22 protein-coding genes are annotated in these 19,197 nt (G+C 28.9%); 21 read left to right on the forward strand and 1 reads right to left on the reverse strand.

Features of this window, described 5'->3' with window-relative positions; all coding sequences use genetic code 11:
• The first annotated feature begins 6 nt into the window (after positions 1–6).
• From J2Z39_RS03665 to J2Z39_RS03685, 5 genes are read left to right on the forward strand one after another with little or no spacing between them, the layout of a single operon-like run.
• Positions 7–1,581: a DAK2 domain-containing protein gene (locus J2Z39_RS03665; protein ID WP_117521360.1), complete on the forward strand. Its 1,575-nt coding sequence runs from the start codon at positions 7–9 to the stop codon at positions 1,579–1,581.
• The gene (locus J2Z39_RS03670) at positions 1,581–3,569 is read left to right on the forward strand and encodes an ATP-dependent DNA helicase RecG (protein WP_209813841.1); all 1,989 of its coding nucleotides are present in this window, start codon (positions 1,581–1,583) and stop codon (positions 3,567–3,569) included. The genes J2Z39_RS03665 and J2Z39_RS03670 overlap by 1 nt, the downstream gene beginning before the upstream one ends.
• A complete protein-coding gene (gene rsmD / locus J2Z39_RS03675) occupies positions 3,569–4,111 on the forward strand; it encodes a 16S rRNA (guanine(966)-N(2))-methyltransferase RsmD (protein ID WP_117521364.1) in 543 nt (180 codons plus the stop codon). Before J2Z39_RS03670 ends, rsmD begins: the two co-directional genes overlap by 1 nt.
• Positions 4,108–4,590 (forward strand): pantetheine-phosphate adenylyltransferase, encoded by a 483-nt coding sequence (gene coaD, locus J2Z39_RS03680; protein ID WP_117521366.1) that lies wholly within the window; start codon positions 4,108–4,110, stop codon positions 4,588–4,590. The genes rsmD and coaD overlap by 4 nt, the downstream gene beginning before the upstream one ends.
• 12 nt (positions 4,591–4,602) lie before the next feature.
• Entirely contained in the window at positions 4,603–5,088 is a 486-nt protein-coding gene (locus J2Z39_RS03685) for an ATPase (protein WP_117521369.1), read from the forward strand.
• A gap of 24 nt (positions 5,089–5,112) precedes the next feature.
• On the opposite strand, the gene J2Z39_RS03690 is transcribed toward J2Z39_RS03685, so the two are convergent.
• The gene (locus J2Z39_RS03690; protein WP_209813842.1) at positions 5,113–6,270 is read right to left on the reverse strand and encodes a tRNA(Met) cytidine acetate ligase; all 1,158 of its coding nucleotides are present in this window, start codon (positions 6,268–6,270) and stop codon (positions 5,113–5,115) included.
• 125 nt (positions 6,271–6,395) lie between these two features.
• Between J2Z39_RS03690 and efp the strand changes: the two genes are divergently transcribed.
• Genes efp through J2Z39_RS03770 form a run of 16 tightly spaced genes read left to right on the forward strand, consistent with a single transcriptional unit; the run spans position 6,396 to position 19,150 of the window.
• A complete protein-coding gene (gene efp / locus J2Z39_RS03695) occupies positions 6,396–6,953 on the forward strand; it encodes an elongation factor P (RefSeq protein WP_117521373.1) in 558 nt (185 codons plus the stop codon).
• 10 nt (positions 6,954–6,963) lie between these two features.
• Positions 6,964–7,290, forward strand: coding sequence for an Asp23/Gls24 family envelope stress response protein (locus J2Z39_RS03700; RefSeq protein ID WP_117521375.1), 327 nt, complete (start codon positions 6,964–6,966; stop codon positions 7,288–7,290).
• Complete coding sequence (gene nusB / locus J2Z39_RS03705) at positions 7,290–7,664, forward strand: transcription antitermination factor NusB (RefSeq protein ID WP_209813844.1); 375 nt, start codon at positions 7,290–7,292, stop codon at positions 7,662–7,664. Before J2Z39_RS03700 ends, nusB begins: the two co-directional genes overlap by 1 nt.
• The gene (xseA, locus tag J2Z39_RS03710; protein ID WP_209813845.1) at positions 7,664–8,851 is read left to right on the forward strand and encodes an exodeoxyribonuclease VII large subunit; all 1,188 of its coding nucleotides are present in this window, start codon (positions 7,664–7,666) and stop codon (positions 8,849–8,851) included. Before nusB ends, xseA begins: the two co-directional genes overlap by 1 nt.
• Positions 8,844–9,029 carry an exodeoxyribonuclease VII small subunit gene (gene xseB / locus J2Z39_RS03715; RefSeq protein WP_117521379.1) on the forward strand — a complete coding sequence of 62 codons (186 nt, stop codon included), beginning with the start codon at positions 8,844–8,846 and terminating at the stop codon, positions 9,027–9,029. The genes xseA and xseB overlap by 8 nt, the downstream gene beginning before the upstream one ends.
• Positions 9,022–9,849 (forward strand): polyprenyl synthetase family protein, encoded by an 828-nt coding sequence (locus tag J2Z39_RS03720; protein WP_117521381.1) that lies wholly within the window; start codon positions 9,022–9,024, stop codon positions 9,847–9,849. The genes xseB and J2Z39_RS03720 overlap by 8 nt, the downstream gene beginning before the upstream one ends.
• A 9-nt stretch (positions 9,850–9,858) precedes the next feature.
• Positions 9,859–10,311: an arginine repressor gene (locus tag J2Z39_RS03725; RefSeq protein ID WP_117521383.1), complete on the forward strand. Its 453-nt coding sequence runs from the start codon at positions 9,859–9,861 to the stop codon at positions 10,309–10,311.
• Positions 10,311–12,011 (forward strand): DNA repair protein RecN, encoded by a 1,701-nt coding sequence (gene recN / locus J2Z39_RS03730; protein ID WP_117521385.1) that lies wholly within the window; start codon positions 10,311–10,313, stop codon positions 12,009–12,011. Before J2Z39_RS03725 ends, recN begins: the two co-directional genes overlap by 1 nt.
• Positions 11,998–12,543 (forward strand): NUDIX hydrolase, encoded by a 546-nt coding sequence (locus J2Z39_RS03735; RefSeq protein WP_117521387.1) that lies wholly within the window; start codon positions 11,998–12,000, stop codon positions 12,541–12,543. The genes recN and J2Z39_RS03735 overlap by 14 nt, the downstream gene beginning before the upstream one ends.
• Complete coding sequence (locus J2Z39_RS03740) at positions 12,540–13,250, forward strand: segregation and condensation protein A (protein WP_209813847.1); 711 nt, start codon at positions 12,540–12,542, stop codon at positions 13,248–13,250. The genes J2Z39_RS03735 and J2Z39_RS03740 overlap by 4 nt, the downstream gene beginning before the upstream one ends.
• Positions 13,243–13,779: an SMC-Scp complex subunit ScpB gene (gene scpB, locus J2Z39_RS03745; protein WP_117521391.1), complete on the forward strand. Its 537-nt coding sequence runs from the start codon at positions 13,243–13,245 to the stop codon at positions 13,777–13,779. The genes J2Z39_RS03740 and scpB overlap by 8 nt, the downstream gene beginning before the upstream one ends.
• On the forward strand, positions 13,766–14,461 hold the full coding sequence (locus tag J2Z39_RS03750) for a pseudouridine synthase (protein WP_209813848.1): 696 nt from the start codon (positions 13,766–13,768) through the stop codon (positions 14,459–14,461). The genes scpB and J2Z39_RS03750 overlap by 14 nt, the downstream gene beginning before the upstream one ends.
• 39 nt (positions 14,462–14,500) lie before the next feature.
• Positions 14,501–15,715: a BaiN/RdsA family NAD(P)/FAD-dependent oxidoreductase gene (locus tag J2Z39_RS03755; protein ID WP_117521395.1), complete on the forward strand. Its 1,215-nt coding sequence runs from the start codon at positions 14,501–14,503 to the stop codon at positions 15,713–15,715.
• The gene (gene cmk, locus J2Z39_RS03760) at positions 15,712–16,365 is read left to right on the forward strand and encodes a (d)CMP kinase (RefSeq protein ID WP_209813850.1); all 654 of its coding nucleotides are present in this window, start codon (positions 15,712–15,714) and stop codon (positions 16,363–16,365) included. Before J2Z39_RS03755 ends, cmk begins: the two co-directional genes overlap by 4 nt.
• Positions 16,355–16,933 (forward strand): lysophospholipid acyltransferase family protein, encoded by a 579-nt coding sequence (locus J2Z39_RS03765; protein ID WP_117521399.1) that lies wholly within the window; start codon positions 16,355–16,357, stop codon positions 16,931–16,933. The genes cmk and J2Z39_RS03765 overlap by 11 nt, the downstream gene beginning before the upstream one ends.
• A 12-nt stretch (positions 16,934–16,945) precedes the next feature.
• The gene (locus tag J2Z39_RS03770) at positions 16,946–19,150 is read left to right on the forward strand and encodes a bifunctional 4-hydroxy-3-methylbut-2-enyl diphosphate reductase/30S ribosomal protein S1 (RefSeq protein WP_117521401.1); all 2,205 of its coding nucleotides are present in this window, start codon (positions 16,946–16,948) and stop codon (positions 19,148–19,150) included.
• The last annotated feature ends 47 nt before the right edge of the window (positions 19,151–19,197 follow it).

The raw sequence follows: 19,197 nt of genomic DNA on the forward strand, positions 1-19,197 counted from the left end.
GTGTTTATGAGACAAATCGATGCAAATAAGCTTCAACAGATGATTCATGGAGCTTATGAATTGTTAAATGAAAATAAAGAAATGGTAAATGAACTGAATGTATTTCCAGTTCCTGATGGCGATACAGGCACAAATATGACCATGACAATGAAATCAGGTGTTGATAAGGTAAATCAGTTAAATGGTACAAGTGCTGATGAAATTGCAAAAGCTCTATCGCAAGGAACTTTGATGGGCGCTCGCGGTAACTCAGGAGTTATTCTTTCTCAATTAGTAAGAGGTTTATCAAAGGCTATTAAAGGTAAAAGTATTATAGATTTATCGGATATTCCTGAAATATTTAATATAGCTAATAAAACTGCGTATAAGGCTGTTATGAAGCCTACTGAAGGAACTATACTTACAGTTAGTCAAAAAATGACTGATAAAGCTAATGAAATATACAAAAATGATATTGAACTTGATCAATATTTATATGAAATTATTAGTGCAGGTCAAAAAGCTCTTGATAATACACCAAATCAATTGCCAGTATTAAAAGAGGCGGGTGTAGTAGATTCAGGTGGACAAGGATTAATAGTCTTGTTAAGAGGTGCTTTTTCTGCCTTAAATAGTGATATCAAGCTAGGAGAAATTATACCAGCCACTAAAGAAGATAAAAAAGATCTTGCTTATGAATTTAGTTTTGAGTTGGCTACAACTGATGAATCTTATAAAACTGTAAAAAAATCACTTGATACAATAGCTGATGATATTGAAGAGTCATTTGAAGATGAAGTTTTAAGGGCAAAACTTAAAACAGATAATATTAGCGGATTAATACAAATGCTTACAGAATATGGAGTAATCCTTCATGCTGAGCTTACAAATCTAAAACCTGACCTTAGTTCTATAAAAGCAAAGAAAAAACAAGAAGCTAAAAGGTATGGATTTATAGCTGTTAGCAGAGGCGACGGATATGATGCAATACTTAAAAGTATGAATATCGATCAGATTATTTCAGGTGGTCAAACAATGAATCCATCAACTGAGGATATTTATAATTCTTTAGAAAAAGTTAATGCTGAAAATATAATAATATTCCCTAACAATAAAAATATAATCATGAGTGCTAAGCAAGCAACAGAACTAACAGATAAAAATGCAGTAGTTATTGAAACAAGATCTATACCAGAAACTTTTGCTGCTATGTTAGAATTTGATTATGAAAGTAGTCTTGAAGAAAATACAGAATCCATGAAGGAAGCTATAGAGGATATCCATGTTGGAGAGATTTCTACTTCTATTAGAGATACATCTGTTGGAGGTGTAGAAATCAAAAAAGATGACTACCTTAGTATTTTGGATGGTAATATAATTGCATCTGAAAGCAAAATTGAAAATTCGGTTTTAAAAATTGTTGATAGAGCTTTAGAAGAAGATAGAGCTATTTCTTTAGTCACTGTTTACTACGGACAAGAAGTAGATAAAAAGGAAGCTAAAGATGTAGTTAAAAAGCTTAGTAAAAGACATAAGGATATTGATGTTGACCTAGTTTATGGTGGTCAACCAGTTTATTATTACACAATCACATTGGAATAATGAAACTAATAGACTTAAAGGGAATAGGACCTAAAAAAGAAGAATTACTTAATAAGCTAGGTATTTATACTGTAAGTGACTTATACAATTATTATCCAACAAGTTTTGAAGATAGAACTCATAGGATGATAGTTAGCAAAGCTAATCCTGATATTAAATACTATTTTGAATGGGAAATAGTCAGCAAGTCTTATCAAGTTCAAACGAAAAATGGCATAATAACTTATCTTTATGCTTTTGAAAAAGACTCAAATCAAAAGATAAAAATTTTATGGTTTAATGATAGATTTTCACATCAAAAGCTGTCTATGTCAAATACCTATAAATTCTATACAAAGATTAATAAAAATAAGGAAGTATATGAAGCGGTTAATCCTATTTTTTGTAAAAAAGATGAAAGTATAATAGGAAACATAATTGCAATATATTCCCTAACATCTGGTATAAATCAAAAACAAATATCTGATTTTATAGAAAAAGCTTTAGAGAATTATGATAGCAAAGAAGAAATATTTGACAAAGAATTGCTAGAGAAGTTCTCTCAATCTAGTAAGTATGATAATTTAAAAGAAGTTCATTTTCCAAAGGATAGAAAAAGCCTTATAAAGGCTAAATCAGAACTTAAAATAAATGATTTTGTAAGGGAATTAATTTATATTGACTTTATAGATAAAAAACTTCAAAGAAGACAAGAACTAAGATTAAACTACAATTTAGATAATATCCTAGAAAAGCTAGACTTTACACTTACAAGATCTCAGTTTATTTCCTTAAATGAAATACTAAAAGATGCTTCAGATGAAATAATCATGAATAGACTCTTGATAGGAGATGTAGGTTCAGGGAAAACGATAATAGCTTTAATTGTTATGATAATATTTGGTCTAAATGATTACCAATCAGCAATGATGGTTCCTACCGAAGTTTTGGCAAATCAACAATTTGAGAAAAATTTAGCTTTTATAGAGTCATTTGGATTGAAAGCAGCTCTTCTTACTGGGTCAGTTAAAGATAAAGCTGATCTTAAAAAGAGTATAGCAAGGGGAGATATTGATATAGTAATAGGCACTCACGCTCTTATTCAAGATGATGTAAGTTTTAAAGATTTGAGATTTGTAGTTAATGATGAGCAGCACAGATTTGGAGTCGGACAAAGGCAGGCATTAGGTGCTAAAGCGGAGTCAGTGAATTATCTAACAATGACTGCTACTCCAATTCCAAGAACTATTTCTCTAAGGCTTGCTCAAATACTAGATTTATCTATAATAAATGAGCTACCAAGGGGTAGAAAACCTATTGTAACAAAAGTTATTGCTAAAAATAGAGAAGAAATATTATTTAATGAGATATCTTTTAATTTAGACAGTGGTAGACAAGTATATATAGTTTCTAATAATATAGATGCAGATGATGATAATAGTGTAGAAAAATTATACAAACGTTATAAAACACGTTTTAAAAACAAAAATATAAAAAGACTTCACGGCAATTTGAAAGCTACAGATAAAGAAAAAACATTAAAGGACTTTAGTGCTGGAAGAGTAGACATACTTATTTCAACAACTGTTATTGAAGTAGGTATTGATGTAGCTAATGCAAATACCATGGTTATATATAATGCAAATAACTTTGGCTTATCATCTCTCCATCAGCTAAGAGGCAGAGTAGGACGTGGACCTTACGAATCTTATTGCTATTTAGTGGCCCAAAATATAAAAGAAGATGCTAAGCTTAATATTTTAGTTAATAATGACAATGGATTTGAGATAGCAAAAAAAGATTTTGAGCTTAGAGGTGGTGGTAAGATTTTATCATCAATCCAACATGGTAAAAATTTAGACCAAGTAGAATATATGTCAATGACAAGTGAAGAGATAGAAAAAAGTTTTGAAATTTTTCAATTTCTTAAGGATAATGATTATAAGGGAGTTAATTTCTCTTATATAGAAAAATTTTTCACATATGATAGAAGGATAATATTAAACTAATGAGAGTTGTTGCAGGAAAATATAAGGGTTTTAATTTAGATGCCCCAAAACATAAAAATACTAGACCTACGGATAATAAAGTAAAAGAAGCTATATTTGATATGCTATATCCAATAAAAAAAGAATCTACTGCCTTAGATCTTTTTTCAGGCAGTGGACAAATTGGTATAGAATTCTTATCTAGGGGTTTAAAGCTTGTATGCTTTAATGAAATAGATAATTCTAGTTTTAGGGTATTAAAGGCAAATCTTGCCAAAATTAAAGATGATAATTACATACTTAACAAACTTGATTATAAATTAGCATTAGAGACTTATAGAGATAAAGATATAAAATTCGACTATGTATTTTTAGATCCTCCTTATGATAAAGATTTCATAGACCATAGTCTTAGACTCATATTAGATTATGAATTGTTAAATGAGGAAGGTATAGTAATAACAGAATCAGATAGAGAATTAAATTTTAGTGAAAAATATGATTTTTATCTATATAAAGAAAAAACATATGGAAGGAAGATAATTAAGATTTATATAAAATGAAAGTAATATATCCAGGAAGTTTTGATCCACTAACTTATGGTCATCTTGATATTATTCAAAGGTTGGATAGTATGTATGATGAAGTTATAGTAGCAATTCTCATAAATGAAGATAAAAAATCTTTGTTTTCTCTTAAGGAAAGAGAAGAAATGCTTAGAGTTGAGATTAAGGAAAATAAGCTAACCCATGTAACAATAAAATCATTTGATGGTCTTTTGGTAAATTTTGCAAAAGAAGAAGATTGCAAAGTAATAGCAAGAGGACTTAGACTTATAGCTGATTATGAATATGAAAAAAATATAGCTAGAATAAATGCTTGTCTATATGAAGGTCTTGAAACAATATTTTTATTAGCTAATTCTAATTATTCGTTCATAAGCTCAAGTGGTGTCAAAGAAGTAGCAAGTTTTAAAGGTGAGATATCACCTTTTGTAAGTAAAAATGTAGAAAATAAAATTAAAGAGAAATACAACTACTAAGGGGGAAATCAAATGGCAAGTACAATAACAGAATTAATAAATGAGATGGAAGATGTTATGGATGAGGCTAGTGCTGTTCCATTTTCTAGAAAGGTATCGGTAGATCCAGATGAAATTTATGAAATTCTTAACGAAATGAAAGATTCTTTACCACAAGAAATAAAACAAGCGGAATGGACTTACCAAGAAAAAGATAGAATTATTGGTGAAGCTAACTCAGAAGCTGATCAAAGGTTGGCACAAGCTGAAAAAGAAATTCAAAACTTCAAAGAACAAGCTAAGGTTCAATATCAAAAGATGATTTCAGAACATGAAATTACTTTACAAGCTCGCACAGAAGCTGATAGAATTTTACAAGAAGCTGCTACTGAAGCAAATAAGATTAGACAACAATCTTATGAATATATTGATAAACTATTCTCATCATCTTCAGAAAACTTCAGTCAATTAGCTCAACAGCTAGAAAAAAATAGAAGAAATATTCTTGAATCTAGATAACTTTGAAAGACGCTCTTAGAAATACTAATAGCGTCTTATTTTTTTTGTGAAATCCTCATATAAATTACGTCCTGTACTAAAATTATATAGATTGGATGCATCTATCATTCTTGAGAAAACTATTTTATCTGTTTTAGACAAATTGTAAGAATCTTTCTTTCTGATGATGGCCTTTGCCTTTGCATTTTTTAGGATATATTCTGATTTTTTATTAAAAGCCAGTACTTTATAAAAATCAAGATCGTAGTTGTTAAAGCAAATTTTATTTTCTAATATATAATTAAGCATTAATCTTTTTATCCTTGATGAAGTATATCTTTTAGTTGTGGCTTCTTTAATAAAATTGTTAAAAGAGCAGTTTTTTATAGCTATTTTTTCTAAATAGTTATCTATGCCATTTTCATAACCTATAATATCATCCATGAGTCTATGTTCAATTAATATCAGAAATTTAAATAAATCGTAATAATAATTCATATTTGCTAAACCATAAATTTCTTTACTTTTTTCAATTAACTCATAGGAATAACTAGGAACATGGTCTTTATAAGAATCAAAAATATGTTTTCTTATAGCTGTAGATGATGAGATCTTAGAGTTATTTAATTTTATATCCTTGTTAGCAGACGAAATTCTTTTTATAGGAATAGCTTTAACTTTTGAATTTATTTTTTCTATAGCTCTAATATATTCTAAAGCTAGGATATTATTTGATGTTATAAAGTTATTATCTCCTAAAATTTCAACTGTAGCATTATAACGTGCTTTTGTAAATGAACTATTATTTAAATTTTTTTTAGTAAGAACATCAAGTTCATCTTTTTTATCAATTAATATATAAGCTTTTTTTAAAAAATCATCAGGCTCCTCATTTTCTATACCAAAGCATAGATAATCTATATCTAATTTATTTAAAATTTTAACAGATCCTAAAGCAAAATATTCTGCAGATTGCAAACTAATATAATTAGGCATTTCTACAACCATATCAAAACCTGCTTTCATGGCAGCATCCGCTCTACTAAATTTATCAATTATAGCGGCTTCTCCTCTTTGAACATAATCTCCACTCATAAGACTTATAGCGATTTCTGCCTTAGTTTTTTCTTTTGACTTTTCTAATAAATATTCATGACCATTGTGAAATGGATTGAATTCTGAGATAATTCCTAATTTTTTCATAATAAATTTATACCCCAAAAGCTCTATTTTCTAAAGGTTATAAAAAGTTCTCTTTATCATTATTATGATTTTTATTATAATTTATATTATGGTATAATAATCAATAGAAAACTTTAGGAGGATTTATGATATCTGCAAATGATTTAAGAAAAGGTGTTACTTTTGTATATGATAATGATGTATATCAAGTAATTGATTTCCAACACGTTAAACCAGGAAAGGGTGCAGCTTTTGTACGTGCAAAAATAAGATCAGTTATGGGTGGTGGAACAAAAGATGTAACATTTAACCCTAATGAAAAATTTGAAAATGCTGTAATATCTACAAAAGAAATGCAATATTTATACAATGATGGTCAATTATATTATTTCATGGACCCAGAAAGTTTTGAACAAATTGGCATTGAATATGAAGCAGTAGAAGAGGCTATTAAATATGTAAAAGAAAATGATAATGTTCAAATCAAATTCTACGAGGGTAAACCATTTAGTGTTGATGCACCAAATTTTGTAGAACTAGTAGTTACTGAAACAGAACCAGGTATAAAAGGAGATACAGCTACTAATGTAACAAAACCAGCAACAGTAGAAACAGGGGCTGTTATAAATGTTCCAGTGTTTGTTAATGAAGGTGACACTATAAAAATTGATACAAGAACTGGAGATTACTTATCCAGAGTTTAAGGAGATACTAATGGCTAATACATTTAGAAATGGTCAAGTAAAAATTGCCAATGACATCTTAGACCAACTTGCTATTAGAGCAAGTGAAGAGGTTAATGGAGTTTATGGTATAAATTCAGATCAAAATAAGCATAATCAGAAAGCTAATAGCCCAAAGGCTGTAGTTAATAATTATGATGGGAGACTTCATATTGACCTTACAGTTAATCTTGATAAAAATGTAAATGTTAGAAAAACTGTAAAAAATATCCAAGAAAATGTTATTAGAGTTATAGAATCTATGACAGGAATAGAAGTAGCTAGAGTAAATGTATCTATACCAAAGATTGAGATCTAATGAAAAGAAGTGAACAAAGAGAATGGGTCTTTAAATTAATCTATGAAGATAGTATCAACAGAATAGAAGATGTTGAAAAGACCCTTGAAAATCATGATTTAACAGGTGAGGAATTTATCAAGGAATCCATAATTTCCTATAATGAAAATTACGAAGCTATAGAGGAAACATTAAAAAATACTTTGAATAATAGATATAAACGATTATCAAAAGTAGAAAAGGCAATATTGTTTTTAAGTATAAATGAGATGAGATATATGGACATACCAGTATCTGTTTCTATAAATGAAGCTGTAGAATTAACTAAAATTTACTCAGATGAAAAAGACTATCAGATGATAAATTCAGTTTTAGGAAAGATTGTAAGATCCTAATGATAAAAGCGCTTTCTGTAAAACAGTTTAATGAATATTTCAAAACAAATATTAAGCATGATCCAATATTATCAAGGGTTTATATTAAAGGAAGTTTAGCAAATATTAGATATAGTCACAATCACTTATATTTTTCCCTTAAAGAAGATAGTGATGTAATTGATTGTGTTATTTATTACTATGAAGATAAGGATATAGAATTTTCTTTTAACGAAGGTATCGATGTAATCGTTAAGGGAAATTTATTTTTAAATAATTACTCGTCAAAAATTGTTATTGTAACAAGTAATATAGAAGAAGTTGGTTTATCAGAAGAGTATGCTGAGTTTCTTAAAGTGAAAAAGGATTTTAAAGAGCGCGGCTATTTTGATTTTGAAAATAAGAAAGCAATACCTACTTTTCCTAAAAAGATAGGTTTAATCACATCAAAAGACGGAGCTGCTATAGTAGATTTTTTATCGGTTATTAATCAAAAGCCAAACGATATAAGTATTAAATTAGCTGCTGTAAAAGTCCAAGGTAGCCAGTCAATTGAGTTAATAGTCGATGCTATAAAAAAACTTGACGATCTTAAATTAGATGTAATAGTTATAACACGTGGTGGTGGATCTAGTGAAGATTTAGGAGCTTTCAATAATAAGGAGATTATAGAAACAGTATATCAGGCAAACACTCCAGTTATTTCAGCTATAGGTCATAAGATAGATACAACTTTGTTAGATTTAGTAGCAGATTTATCTTTACAAACTCCTACAGAAGCAGGTTCTTATATAATTGCAAACTATTCTAATATTGAAAAAGAAAGCGAAAAAATTCTTGATTCTATGAGAGATATTATAAGAAATCAAATTAATATAAATGAATTAAGATTAAATGCAATAGAAAAGAATATAAAGGTTTTAAATCCAGAGTTAAAAGTAGATGATAAGCTTAGGGATATAGATAATCTTAAAAATAACTTAGACAAAATCTTGTTATCTAACTATAAAGATATGGAAACTAAACTTGACTTTACTGAAAAGAGATTGAAGCTCATTAAGAACTTAATTGAAACTAAAAAGAAGAGCATTATTATTAAGGATATTTCTGGAAATAAAATATTTAGCAAATATTCTCTTGAAACTGGTAATTTAGTAGAAATAGAATTTAGCGATGGAAGGATAAAGGCTATTATTAGCGATGGATAAGTCATTTGAAGATAATTATAAAAAAATGGAAGAGCTTTTAGAAGATCTTGAAGAAAACAAAGATAATTTAGATGAGAGCATTAGAATTTATCAACAAGCTAATGAACTTTATAAACAACTTAAGGATCAACTTGGTGAGTATAAAGCTAAAGTTGAAGTGATTACAGGCAATGAATAGTACCGAATTTAAAGAAATTTTAGCAGAAAATAAAAAATTAATAGATTCTATAGTTAGCCAAACTTTTGATAAGTCATATAGGTTATATGAGCCTTTGGTCTATGCTCTTGATTCTGGAAAAAGAATTAGAGCGAATTTATATTTAGAAACTTTAAGAATGTTAGGGAAAAGTCCAACTAGTGATGATATATTATTTGCCCTAAGTCTTGAGATGATCCATGCATATTCCTTAGTACATGATGATTTACCAGCTATGGATGATGATAATGTTAGGCGTGGCAAAGCATCGTTACATATAAAGTTTGGTGAAGACATAGGAATTTTAACAGGGGATGCTCTTTTAAATGAGGCTTCAACTCTTTTATTTGAGCTATCTCTAAAAGATAGTTCATACATAAAAGCAAGTAAATATCTATTTGATCATACTGGATATAAGGGAATGATAGAAGGACAAGTTCTAGATCTTAGAAGAGATAATATTTATGATAAGTCTTACTTATTAAATGTTTATGATAAGAAAACAGCTGATTTATTCAAGGCCTCTATAGTAGGTGCTGGTCTTGTATGTAATTTAGCTGATGAAAAGATTGTTAAACTTTGTGATTATGCTTATAATTTAGGACTTGCCTATCAAATTCAGGATGATTTATTAGAAGATGCTTATAAAGATGAATTAAATATCCTAAATATTATGAATAATGATGAAGCTAGAGAACTTTTAGATAAAATTAACTTATTTGCAAAAAATACTATAAAAGAATTTTCTGATAATGATTTTCTTTTATATCTAATAGATTATCTATCAGTACGTGAAGATTGAGGATTAATTATGAAAAAATATACTAGACAAAGACTAATTCTTGATATTATTCAAAATAACGAAGTGAAAACTCAAAGTCAACTTTCTGAAATGCTCAGAGATCATGGGGTAAATGCAACACAAGCTACAATTTCTAGAGACATCAAGGAACTTAGAATTTCAAAAGTTCAGGCAGATGATTATGAGTATAAATATACGGTTGTAGATACAGTTTATGATACACTTAATGAAAGAATGGAGAAGATTTTTAAGGAGTCTGTATTATCAGTAGAGAAATCTGCTCAACTATGTGTCATAAAAACTATTTCATATTGTGCAACAGTTTGTGGCCAATACATAACAAACTCTAAGCTTAAAAACATTGGTGGAATAGTAACAGGCATTGATACAATATTTATAACACCTAAAGATTTTGAAAAATTAGATGAATTAATAGAAGATATAAGAGGTATGGTCAGATAATGCTAGCCGAGCTCTTTATTGATAACTTTGTTATTATTAAAAGAAATCACATATATTTTGAAGATGGTTTTAATGTATTAACGGGAGAAACTGGTTCAGGAAAATCTCTTATACTTGAAGCCATTAATTTATTATTAGGGAAAAGAGCTGACAAGGATATAGTAGGCAGATTTGCAGAAAAAACATTAATAGAAGGAGTTTTTAAGCTTAATCCTAAAACTAAAAGAATACTTGAAAACAATAATGTAGTATTTGATGAAGATGATAATAAACTAATTGTAAGTAGAACTATATCAAAAAAATCATCAACACTAAGGATTAACGGTAGGATAGCAAATCTTACGATATTAAGAGAAATTTCACCGATTTTATTAGATATATATAATCAAGGAGACTCTAATGCCTTTATGAATAAGGCGAATTACATTTATTTTATAGATAACTATTCTAATGATAAAAAAACTCAAGATTTAAAAAAGATGGTCAAAGCTTTAGTGAATCAAAAAAATGATTATTTAGTCAAGTATAATAATCTAAATCTATCTGAAGAGGAGATTCAAAGAGAGAGAGATCTCATAAAGTATCAAATAGATGAGATTGAACAGGTTGATTTACTTTCTGTAAATGAAGAAGATATAGACGAAGAATACAAGAAACTTAATAATATTAATGCTTTAAGAGAATCCATTGAAACAGCAAAAGGAATAATAGATAATAGTGATTATGATGTAAATTCTATATCTAATATGATAAGCACCAGTATGAGTGAATTATCTTCTTACTCAAATTTTGATCAAAAAGTTAGTGAGTTTTATGATAGGTTATCTGCCATAAATGATGAACTAAATGATATATATTCTGATATGGATATCTATGAGGAAACTTTAGTAGGAGATCCAGAACGCAGTCAAGAATTAGAAGATTTGATGGAGCATATTTTTAATCTTAAACGCAAGTATGGTGCAACAATTGATGATATAATGACATATTATGATACGATTTCGAAAAGAAGTAAGGAACTTGACGAAATTGAAGATCTAAGAGATAATTTGGATAATATTTTAAGCGATCTTGATAAAAAATTAGAAGAAAATGCTAATAAACTTCATGAAATTAGGGTAAATAAAAGTAAAATTATAGAAGAAAAGATTAATAAATCTATAAAAGATCTAAATATCAAAAATGGACTTTTTAAAATAGAATTCAACAAAAAAGATGCTGTAGATACTACAGGAATTGATGAAGTAGATTTTCTCATAAGAACTAACAAGGGAGAGGCATTAAAATCCCTTACAAAGACAGCATCGGGTGGTGAAATATCTAGAATTATGCTAGCATTTAAAGAAATATTTGCTGACTTTGATAATGTTGATACTATGATATTTGATGAAATAGACACTGGTATTTCTGGTAGGACAGCACAAATAGTTGGAGAGAAGATTCTTGACTTATCTAAGAGAAGACAAGTGATATCGATAAGCCACTTACCACAAATAGCTTCTCTTGCTAGTAACCATATACTTATATCAAAAAGAGATGTGGGAGATTATACAATATCTTCTACTGAAAAAATTGAAGAAGATAATCGTATTAACGAAATTGCTAGATTAATTGGTGGTGTAAATATTACTGATATTACTATAAATTCAGCAAGTGAAATGTTAACTATGGCGGAGGAATTAAGAAATGAGCGAAGATAAATTTTACGAAACATCTATAAAGTCGGATACAATATATGATGGCAAAATTTTAAAACTTAGAGTTGATACTGTAGAGCTTCAAAATAAAAAATATTCCAAGAGAGAAATAGTTGACCACCAAAAAGGTGTTGGAATTATTGCTTATGATGGAGAAGATAAATTATGGATGGTAAGCCAATATAGAAAAGCAGTAGATCAAGTTATGCTTGAAATACCAGCAGGACTAATAGATGCTAATGAAACTCCAATTGAGACTGCCCGTCGTGAATTGCAAGAAGAAGTAGGATTTTACCCAGAAACTTGCGACTTTTTATTCACTATGCACTCATCACCTGGTTTTACTAATGATAAGCTTTCATTTTTCCTGGCAAAAGACTTAAGGGAATCAAAGCTTGATTTAGATGAAGATGAGGATTTAGAGGCAAAATCTTATCCGATAGATGAACTTTACAACAAAGTTTTAAATGGAGAAATAACTGATGCAAAAACTATAATTGCAATACAATATGCAGTTATGCATGAAAGCAAATGAATTTAAACATTGAACTAGAGGGCTATCAAGGCCCTTTTGATTTGTTATTAAAACTTATTGAAAAACAAAAGATTGATATTTATGATATAAAGCTTGAAGATATTACTAATGATTACCTGCTAGAGATAGAAAAGCTTGATACTTCTTTAGAGGATATTTCAAGCTTTATTTATATAGCTTCCATACTTTTAAGTATTAAATCTTCAAAGCTTTTACCAAAAGATGAAGATGATAATAACCTTGAAGAAGATTTATTAACATATCTAATAGAATACAAGAAAATAAAATCAGTTCAAGATGATTTTAAAAAACTAGAATTAGAAGCTAGGAAAATACATAGCAAATATGCTGAGGATCTTTCACAATTTGAAAGTGAAGAAGAATTCATCAGTAAAGATGTTGTTCTACTTGCTAGACAATTTGAGAAGTTATTAAAAAAATTAGAAAAAGAAGAGGTGCCTAGAAATGTAATATCTCAAATAAAGACACCAGATGTCAATGATTATCTAAGTTCTTATAGAAAAGCTTTAGATATAAAAGGTGATTTAAGACTTGATCTGATTACAAATGAAATTCACAGTAAATCTGAATGTATAGCTAGTTTTTTGGCACTATTAGAATTATTTAAACTAAAAGAAATTTATTTAGAGCAAAAAGAAGGTAATAAGTTTCATATAAAAAAGAGGGGTCAGTCTATAAATGGATAATGCTTACCTAAAAGGAGTAATTGAAGAGATTTTTTATGTATGGGGTGAACCGATAGATATAGAAGATTTATCTAAGATTATTGTAGATGCAAATAAAAATCAAATAAAAGCTGCTCTTTTGGAAATGATTGATGAAAGAGAAAACGGTGATAGTGGACTATTGATTAAGAAATTTAATAATTCCTATCAGTTTACAACTAGAGCTGAACATGATAAGTATTTTACTAATTTAATAAAATCATCAGAAAAAAAACTTTCCACATCTGCTTTAGAGACCCTATCAATTATTGCTTATAAGCAACCTATAACACGTGCTGAGATAGATAAGATAAGAGGGGTTAGATCCCAATCAACAATAGATAATCTATTGGATCGTGGTCTTATTAAAGAAAATGGTAGATTAGATAAGATAGGAAAGCCTATAATCTATATAACTACAGATTTATTTTTGAAATATTTTGATATAAAAGACTTATCAGAATTGCCAGAGATTAAGGAAGCAGAGGATAATCTATATGAGGATCAATAAATATATTGCAAAATCTGGTTACACATCTAGAAGAAAGGCTGATGAGCTTATTAATAGGGGAGAAGTTAAAATCAACGGAAATATATTAACTAAACTAGGCTATGATGTAGGTGATAATGATATAGTAAGCATTAATGGAGAAATATTAAAATTAGAAGATTATTTTTATTATAAATTAAATAAACCTATTGGATATATTACAAGCAATTTTGATCCGCATAATAGAAAAGACTTAAATAATTTAATGAATATTAATGAAAAATTTTTTGCAGCTGGAAGACTTGATAAGGATAGTCATGGACTTTTGATAATAACAAATGATGGTGACTTTAGTAACTGCCTAGCACATCCAAGTTTTAAGGTGGAGAAAGAATATATCGTAAGAGTTACAAAGTTGCTAACAAAACAACAATGCCAAGAATTTAAATCAGGACTTTATATAGGAAACGGTGAGTTTACTAATGAGTCTGATTTATATTTTATAGGAAATAATGCTTATAAAGTTTTAATAAGTCAAGGCTATAATCGTCAAATAAGAAGAATGTTTGATGTTTTTGGATCAAAAGTAATAGATCTTAAAAGAGTTAGAATTGGATCTATAAAACTTACAGATTTAAAACTTGGCAATTATCAGAAATTTAATAAAAAAGATATGGAATTTGTTAATTTAATAAAGAAGTAGGTATATATTTCTTTTTTTATGGTAAAGTTTTTATAGCATATGAAAAAAATAGGAATAATAGGAGCAGGGGCCAGTGGTCTATATGCTGCTCTTAATTTAGCAAATGAGAGTACAGATATAACTCTACTTGAGAAAAATGATAGTATAGGTAAAAAGCTTTTGATGACTGGCAATGGTAGATGTAATATTACCAATGCAATGTTTTATGATGAATTTTTAGATAATATAGTTAGAAATAAGAAATTCATGTTTTCTTCATTTTCTATGCACGATAATTATTCAACTATGGACTTTTATCAAAGTCATGGCATAGAATTATTTACTGAAGAAAATGGAAGAGTATTTCCCAAAAGCCAAAGATCTTCAGATATAGTTAAATTTTTCGAAAAAGAATTAATGGAGAAAAATATAAAACTTATTAGTGAAGCTAGGGTTGTAGATATTAAAAAAGATAAGATTTTTAAAGTTAGTACTGAAGATAGAACATATGAATTTGAATATCTTATAATAGCTACAGGAGCTCTTTCTTATCCAAATACTGGCTCTAGTGGAGATGGCTATATTTTTGCAAAAAATTTTGGACATAAGATAGATAAAACTTATCCATCACTTGTACCCATATTTTTTAAGGACAAAGATTTAGATCATATCAAAGCTTTAAATTTAGATAATGTTAAGATAAGTGCAAAAACTAATGAGGGTGTGTTTAGTCAACATGGATCAGTATTGATAAGCAAAAACTTTTTGACTGGACCTGCTATTTTAAGCTTATCTTCTTTTATAGTTGATAAAAAAGTTTTTGAAGTAAGTATTGACTTGGTAGAAAAGAACTTTTACGATTTAGATTTAGAATTGATAGAAATATTTGATAAAAATCCAAATAAAGATATTTCAAATATTTTAAAAGGATTACTTGCTCAAGCTCTAATAAAGCCTATCTTATCTAGAGCAAGAATAAGAGACGATAAAAAGACAGGTCAGATTACTAAGGAAGAAAGGTTAACTATAATTGAAAATATAAAAGATTTTAGTCTATATTTTGATAAATTTGGTGGATATAATACTGCAACAATTACTCGTGGAGGGATTTGTGTAAAAGAAATAAACCCCAAGACAATGGAATCAAAATTAGTTCCTAATCTTTATTTTATAGGGGAAGTTTTAGATGTCGATGGCTTAACAGGTGGTTTTAATTTGCAAATAGCCTTTACTACTGGATTTGCTGCAGCAAAAGCAATTAAGGAGAAGATATGACTTATATTTTAGCAATAGATGGACCAAGTGGTTCAGGTAAGTCAACAATTTCTGTAAAATTAGCAGAGATATTAAAAATAGAATATTTAAACACAGGATCCATGTATAGGGCAGTTACTAAGTATTTTTTAGATAATAATATTAAAGAAGATGCTAGGGATTGCAAAATATCAGAAGCTTTAGATGACATTAATATAGATTTTATAGAAAATAACATCTATATTAATGGAGAAAATGTAGAAGGGGATATTAGAACTGACCTTGTCACAAAAAATGTATCTTGGGTTTCTGCCAATGGATTAGTTAGACAAAGACTAGTTGAAATGCAAAGAGAAATTGCTAATGAAAAATCCTTTGTTCTTGATGGAAGAGATATAGGTACAGTAGTATTTCCGAATGCAAAGTATAAATTTTATTTGACAGCAAATACTCATCAAAGAGCAATTAGGCGCTTTTTTCAAAATGAGTCAGGGCTTAGTATTGATGAATTAGAGCAAGCGATAATTCAAAGAGACTTGTATGATTCTACTCGCGCTATATCTCCTCTTAAAAAAGCAGATGATGCCATAGAAATAGATAATTCAAATCAGACAATTGAAGAAACTGTAAAAACTATATTAGATAATATGGAAAAAGATGATGTTGTATAGATTTTTAAGAGTATTTGTTAAGGTCTTTATAAGACCTCTATTTAGACTAGAGCTAAGAGGTACAGAAAACTTACCAGAAGATAATGGATTTATTTTATGTGCCAATCACTGGTCAAATTGGGATCCGGTATTTATTGCAATAATGATGACCTGGCCTATTAGATTTATGGGTAAAAAAGAACTATTTACTAATCCATTACTAGGAGGTTTTTTAAGAAAACTAGGTGTCTTTCCTATAAATAGAGAAGGTAGAGATTTAAAATCAATGAAATATGCTATTGGATTGGTTAATGATAATCAGACTCTAGGAATATTCCCAGAAGGCACTAGAGTAGATGAAATTTCACGTTCTAATCTCAAAGAAGGAGTATCATATATAGCACTAAAGGCAAAATGTGATTTAGTGCCAATAGAAATTATTTCATCATATAAGCCGTTCCAAAAAACAATTATAAAGATAAATAAACCAATAAAAATTGATCAATACCTATCCCTAAAATCAAAAGAAGCTATGAAAGATATTACTGATGAAATATATAAAGGGATATATCAATCTAGGTTAAGTTAGGAAGTGATATAAATGGAGATAATTATAGCAGATAATTCGGGCTTTTGTTTTGGAGTAAGTAGGTCGGTTGATCTAGCAAACGAAGCACTTGAAAGTAATAAAGAAAAATATACAGTAGGCCCCTTAATCCACAATCCGCAACTTGTAAAGTCTTATGAAAAACAAGGACTTAAGCTAATAACTAAGAAAAAAGCTCTAGATATCAAAGATTCGTTGATAGTTATAAGAGCCCATGGAGAAAGTGCAGACTTTAAAAAAGCGCTTATAGAAAATAATAATGAAATTCTAGATGCAACTTGTCCAGTCTTAAATAATATATATAAAAAGATAAGACAAAAAGAAGATGAAGGGTACCAAGTTGTAATAGTAGGTGATAGAGAGCATCCAGAGATAAAAGCTATGGACTCTTATTTAAAAAATGGTATAATAGTTACAGATGAGACTGAAGCAAAAAATGTTAAAAGTGAAAAACCTATCTATGTGGTAAGCCAAACTACAAATAGAAAGGATTTTTACTACAATATTGCAAATACGCTCAAAGGAAATAGTGGTAGTGTAGTAATAGAAAACACAATATGCAATGCTACAAAGCTTAGACAAGATTCTGCAAAAGACTTATCTAAAGAGGTAGATTGCATGATTGTAGTTGGTGGTTTTAATAGTTCTAATACTAACAAGCTATATCAAGTAGCAAGTAAGTATAATAAAAATGTTTTTAGGATTGAGACTGTTAAAGATCTACCTTTGCAAAAGCTCTCTGAATTTAATAAAATTGGAATAATCGCTGGTGCGTCAACACCTGATGAGATTATTGAGGAGGTAGTTAGAAAGATGGACGAATTTACAAAAGAAGATTTTATGAATAGTCTTGAAGATAGTTTAAAGAAAATCTATCCAAAAGATATTGTGACAGGAACAGTAATCGATGTGAAAGATGATGAGGTTTTTGTTGATATACAATATCGTGCAGACGGAATCATAAAACTTGACGAAATGACAGAAGAAGAAAGCGAAAATCCTAAAGATCATTTTGAAGTTGGAACTGATATTGATGTGTATGTTATCAAACTAGATGACGGTGAAGGTAATGTAGCATTATCAACAAGAAGAGTTCAAGGCATGAAAAGCTGGAAAGAACTTCTTAATAAATATGAAAATGATGAATTAGTAGAAGGTACAGTTTCAGGATTTAACAAAGGCGGACTTACAGTTGATGTTAATGGAATAAGCGGATTTATACCAGCTAGTCAAGTAGCTACATATTTTGTTAAAAACTTCAAGAAATTTGTTGGAGAAACTTGGGACCTTAAAATTGTTTCAATTGATGAACGTAAAAATAGATTAGTTTTATCTCGTAAAGATGTTCTTGAAGATGAGTTAGAAGATAGATGGGATGAACTTGAAGAAGGACAAGTAATCGAAGGAGAAGTTGCAAGACTTACAGACTTTGGTGCCTTTGTAGAAGTAAATGGTCTTGACGGATTATTACACGTATCTGATATTGCATGGACAAGAGTAGAAGTACCATCAGATGTTTTAAACGTTGGAGATAAAATCGAAGTTAAGATACTTAAACTTAACAAAGAGAAAAATAGAATCTCACTTGGTCGTAAACAACTATTAGATAAACCATTCGATTCATTTGTAAATGAACATGAAATTGGTGATATTGTAACAGGCAAGGTTGTTAATTTATTAGACTTTGGTGCTTTCGTAGAAGTTGCGGATGGTGTTGAAGGATTAGTTCATGTATCAGAGATTTCTTGGGATCACGTTGAAAAACCATCTGACGAATTAAACATTGGAGATGAAATTCAAGTTAAAATCATTTCCTTAGATAAAGAAGAAGAAAAAATTGGTTTATCAATCAAACAACTTGAAGAAGCTCCAGAAAGACCAGAAAGAAAACCAAGAAGAGAAAACAATAACAACAGAAGAAATGAAAATAGACAAAGAAGAAAATCTGAAAGAAATAATTCTCAAAACTTCAGTTCTGATGATGATTTAAATAATAATCTTGGTAATTTACTAGAACAAGCTTTATTCGAACAAGGTGGCGATCTAATTTCAGATGATTCTGAAGTTGACAATGTTATTGATGACTTTGATTCAGCAGAAAATACTGAGGAAAAAGTTGATGAAGATATAGTTACATTAGATTCTGAAGATGAAGATCAAGCAGCTAGTAATTCTGATGAAGAAGAAACAGAATATTAATATCTATAATAACAAAAAAATAAAGAAGATGATTTCGGTCATCTTCT

Source organism: Anaerococcus nagyae (assembly GCF_017874535.1).
GTDB lineage: Bacteria > Bacillota > Clostridia > Tissierellales > Peptoniphilaceae > Anaerococcus > Anaerococcus nagyae.

What these genes read in the sequence shown, in the direction of transcription:
- J2Z39_RS03665 (WP_117521360.1), top strand. Translation starts at nt 7, where the DNA reads ATGAGACAAATCGATGCAAATAAGCTTCAACAGATGATTCATGGAGCT.
- J2Z39_RS03670 (WP_209813841.1), top strand. Translation starts at nt 1,581, where the DNA reads ATGAAACTAATAGACTTAAAGGGAATAGGACCTAAAAAAGAAGAATTA.
- rsmD (WP_117521364.1), top strand. Translation starts at nt 3,569, where the DNA reads ATGAGAGTTGTTGCAGGAAAATATAAGGGTTTTAATTTAGATGCCCCA.
- coaD (WP_117521366.1), top strand. Translation starts at nt 4,108, where the DNA reads ATGAAAGTAATATATCCAGGAAGTTTTGATCCACTAACTTATGGTCAT.
- J2Z39_RS03685 (WP_117521369.1), top strand. Translation starts at nt 4,603, where the DNA reads ATGGCAAGTACAATAACAGAATTAATAAATGAGATGGAAGATGTTATG.
- J2Z39_RS03690 (WP_209813842.1), bottom strand. Translation starts at nt 6,270, where the DNA reads ATGAAAAAATTAGGAATTATCTCAGAATTCAATCCATTTCACAATGGT.
- efp (WP_117521373.1), top strand. Translation starts at nt 6,396, where the DNA reads ATGATATCTGCAAATGATTTAAGAAAAGGTGTTACTTTTGTATATGAT.
- J2Z39_RS03700 (WP_117521375.1), top strand. Translation starts at nt 6,964, where the DNA reads ATGGCTAATACATTTAGAAATGGTCAAGTAAAAATTGCCAATGACATC.
- nusB (WP_209813844.1), top strand. Translation starts at nt 7,290, where the DNA reads ATGAAAAGAAGTGAACAAAGAGAATGGGTCTTTAAATTAATCTATGAA.
- xseA (WP_209813845.1), top strand. Translation starts at nt 7,664, where the DNA reads ATGATAAAAGCGCTTTCTGTAAAACAGTTTAATGAATATTTCAAAACA.
- xseB (WP_117521379.1), top strand. Translation starts at nt 8,844, where the DNA reads ATGGATAAGTCATTTGAAGATAATTATAAAAAAATGGAAGAGCTTTTA.
- J2Z39_RS03720 (WP_117521381.1), top strand. Translation starts at nt 9,022, where the DNA reads ATGAATAGTACCGAATTTAAAGAAATTTTAGCAGAAAATAAAAAATTA.
- J2Z39_RS03725 (WP_117521383.1), top strand. Translation starts at nt 9,859, where the DNA reads ATGAAAAAATATACTAGACAAAGACTAATTCTTGATATTATTCAAAAT.
- recN (WP_117521385.1), top strand. Translation starts at nt 10,311, where the DNA reads ATGCTAGCCGAGCTCTTTATTGATAACTTTGTTATTATTAAAAGAAAT.
- J2Z39_RS03735 (WP_117521387.1), top strand. Translation starts at nt 11,998, where the DNA reads ATGAGCGAAGATAAATTTTACGAAACATCTATAAAGTCGGATACAATA.
- J2Z39_RS03740 (WP_209813847.1), top strand. Translation starts at nt 12,540, where the DNA reads ATGAATTTAAACATTGAACTAGAGGGCTATCAAGGCCCTTTTGATTTG.
- scpB (WP_117521391.1), top strand. Translation starts at nt 13,243, where the DNA reads ATGGATAATGCTTACCTAAAAGGAGTAATTGAAGAGATTTTTTATGTA.
- J2Z39_RS03750 (WP_209813848.1), top strand. Translation starts at nt 13,766, where the DNA reads ATGAGGATCAATAAATATATTGCAAAATCTGGTTACACATCTAGAAGA.
- J2Z39_RS03755 (WP_117521395.1), top strand. Translation starts at nt 14,501, where the DNA reads ATGAAAAAAATAGGAATAATAGGAGCAGGGGCCAGTGGTCTATATGCT.
- cmk (WP_209813850.1), top strand. Translation starts at nt 15,712, where the DNA reads ATGACTTATATTTTAGCAATAGATGGACCAAGTGGTTCAGGTAAGTCA.
- J2Z39_RS03765 (WP_117521399.1), top strand. Translation starts at nt 16,355, where the DNA reads ATGTTGTATAGATTTTTAAGAGTATTTGTTAAGGTCTTTATAAGACCT.
- J2Z39_RS03770 (WP_117521401.1), top strand. Translation starts at nt 16,946, where the DNA reads ATGGAGATAATTATAGCAGATAATTCGGGCTTTTGTTTTGGAGTAAGT.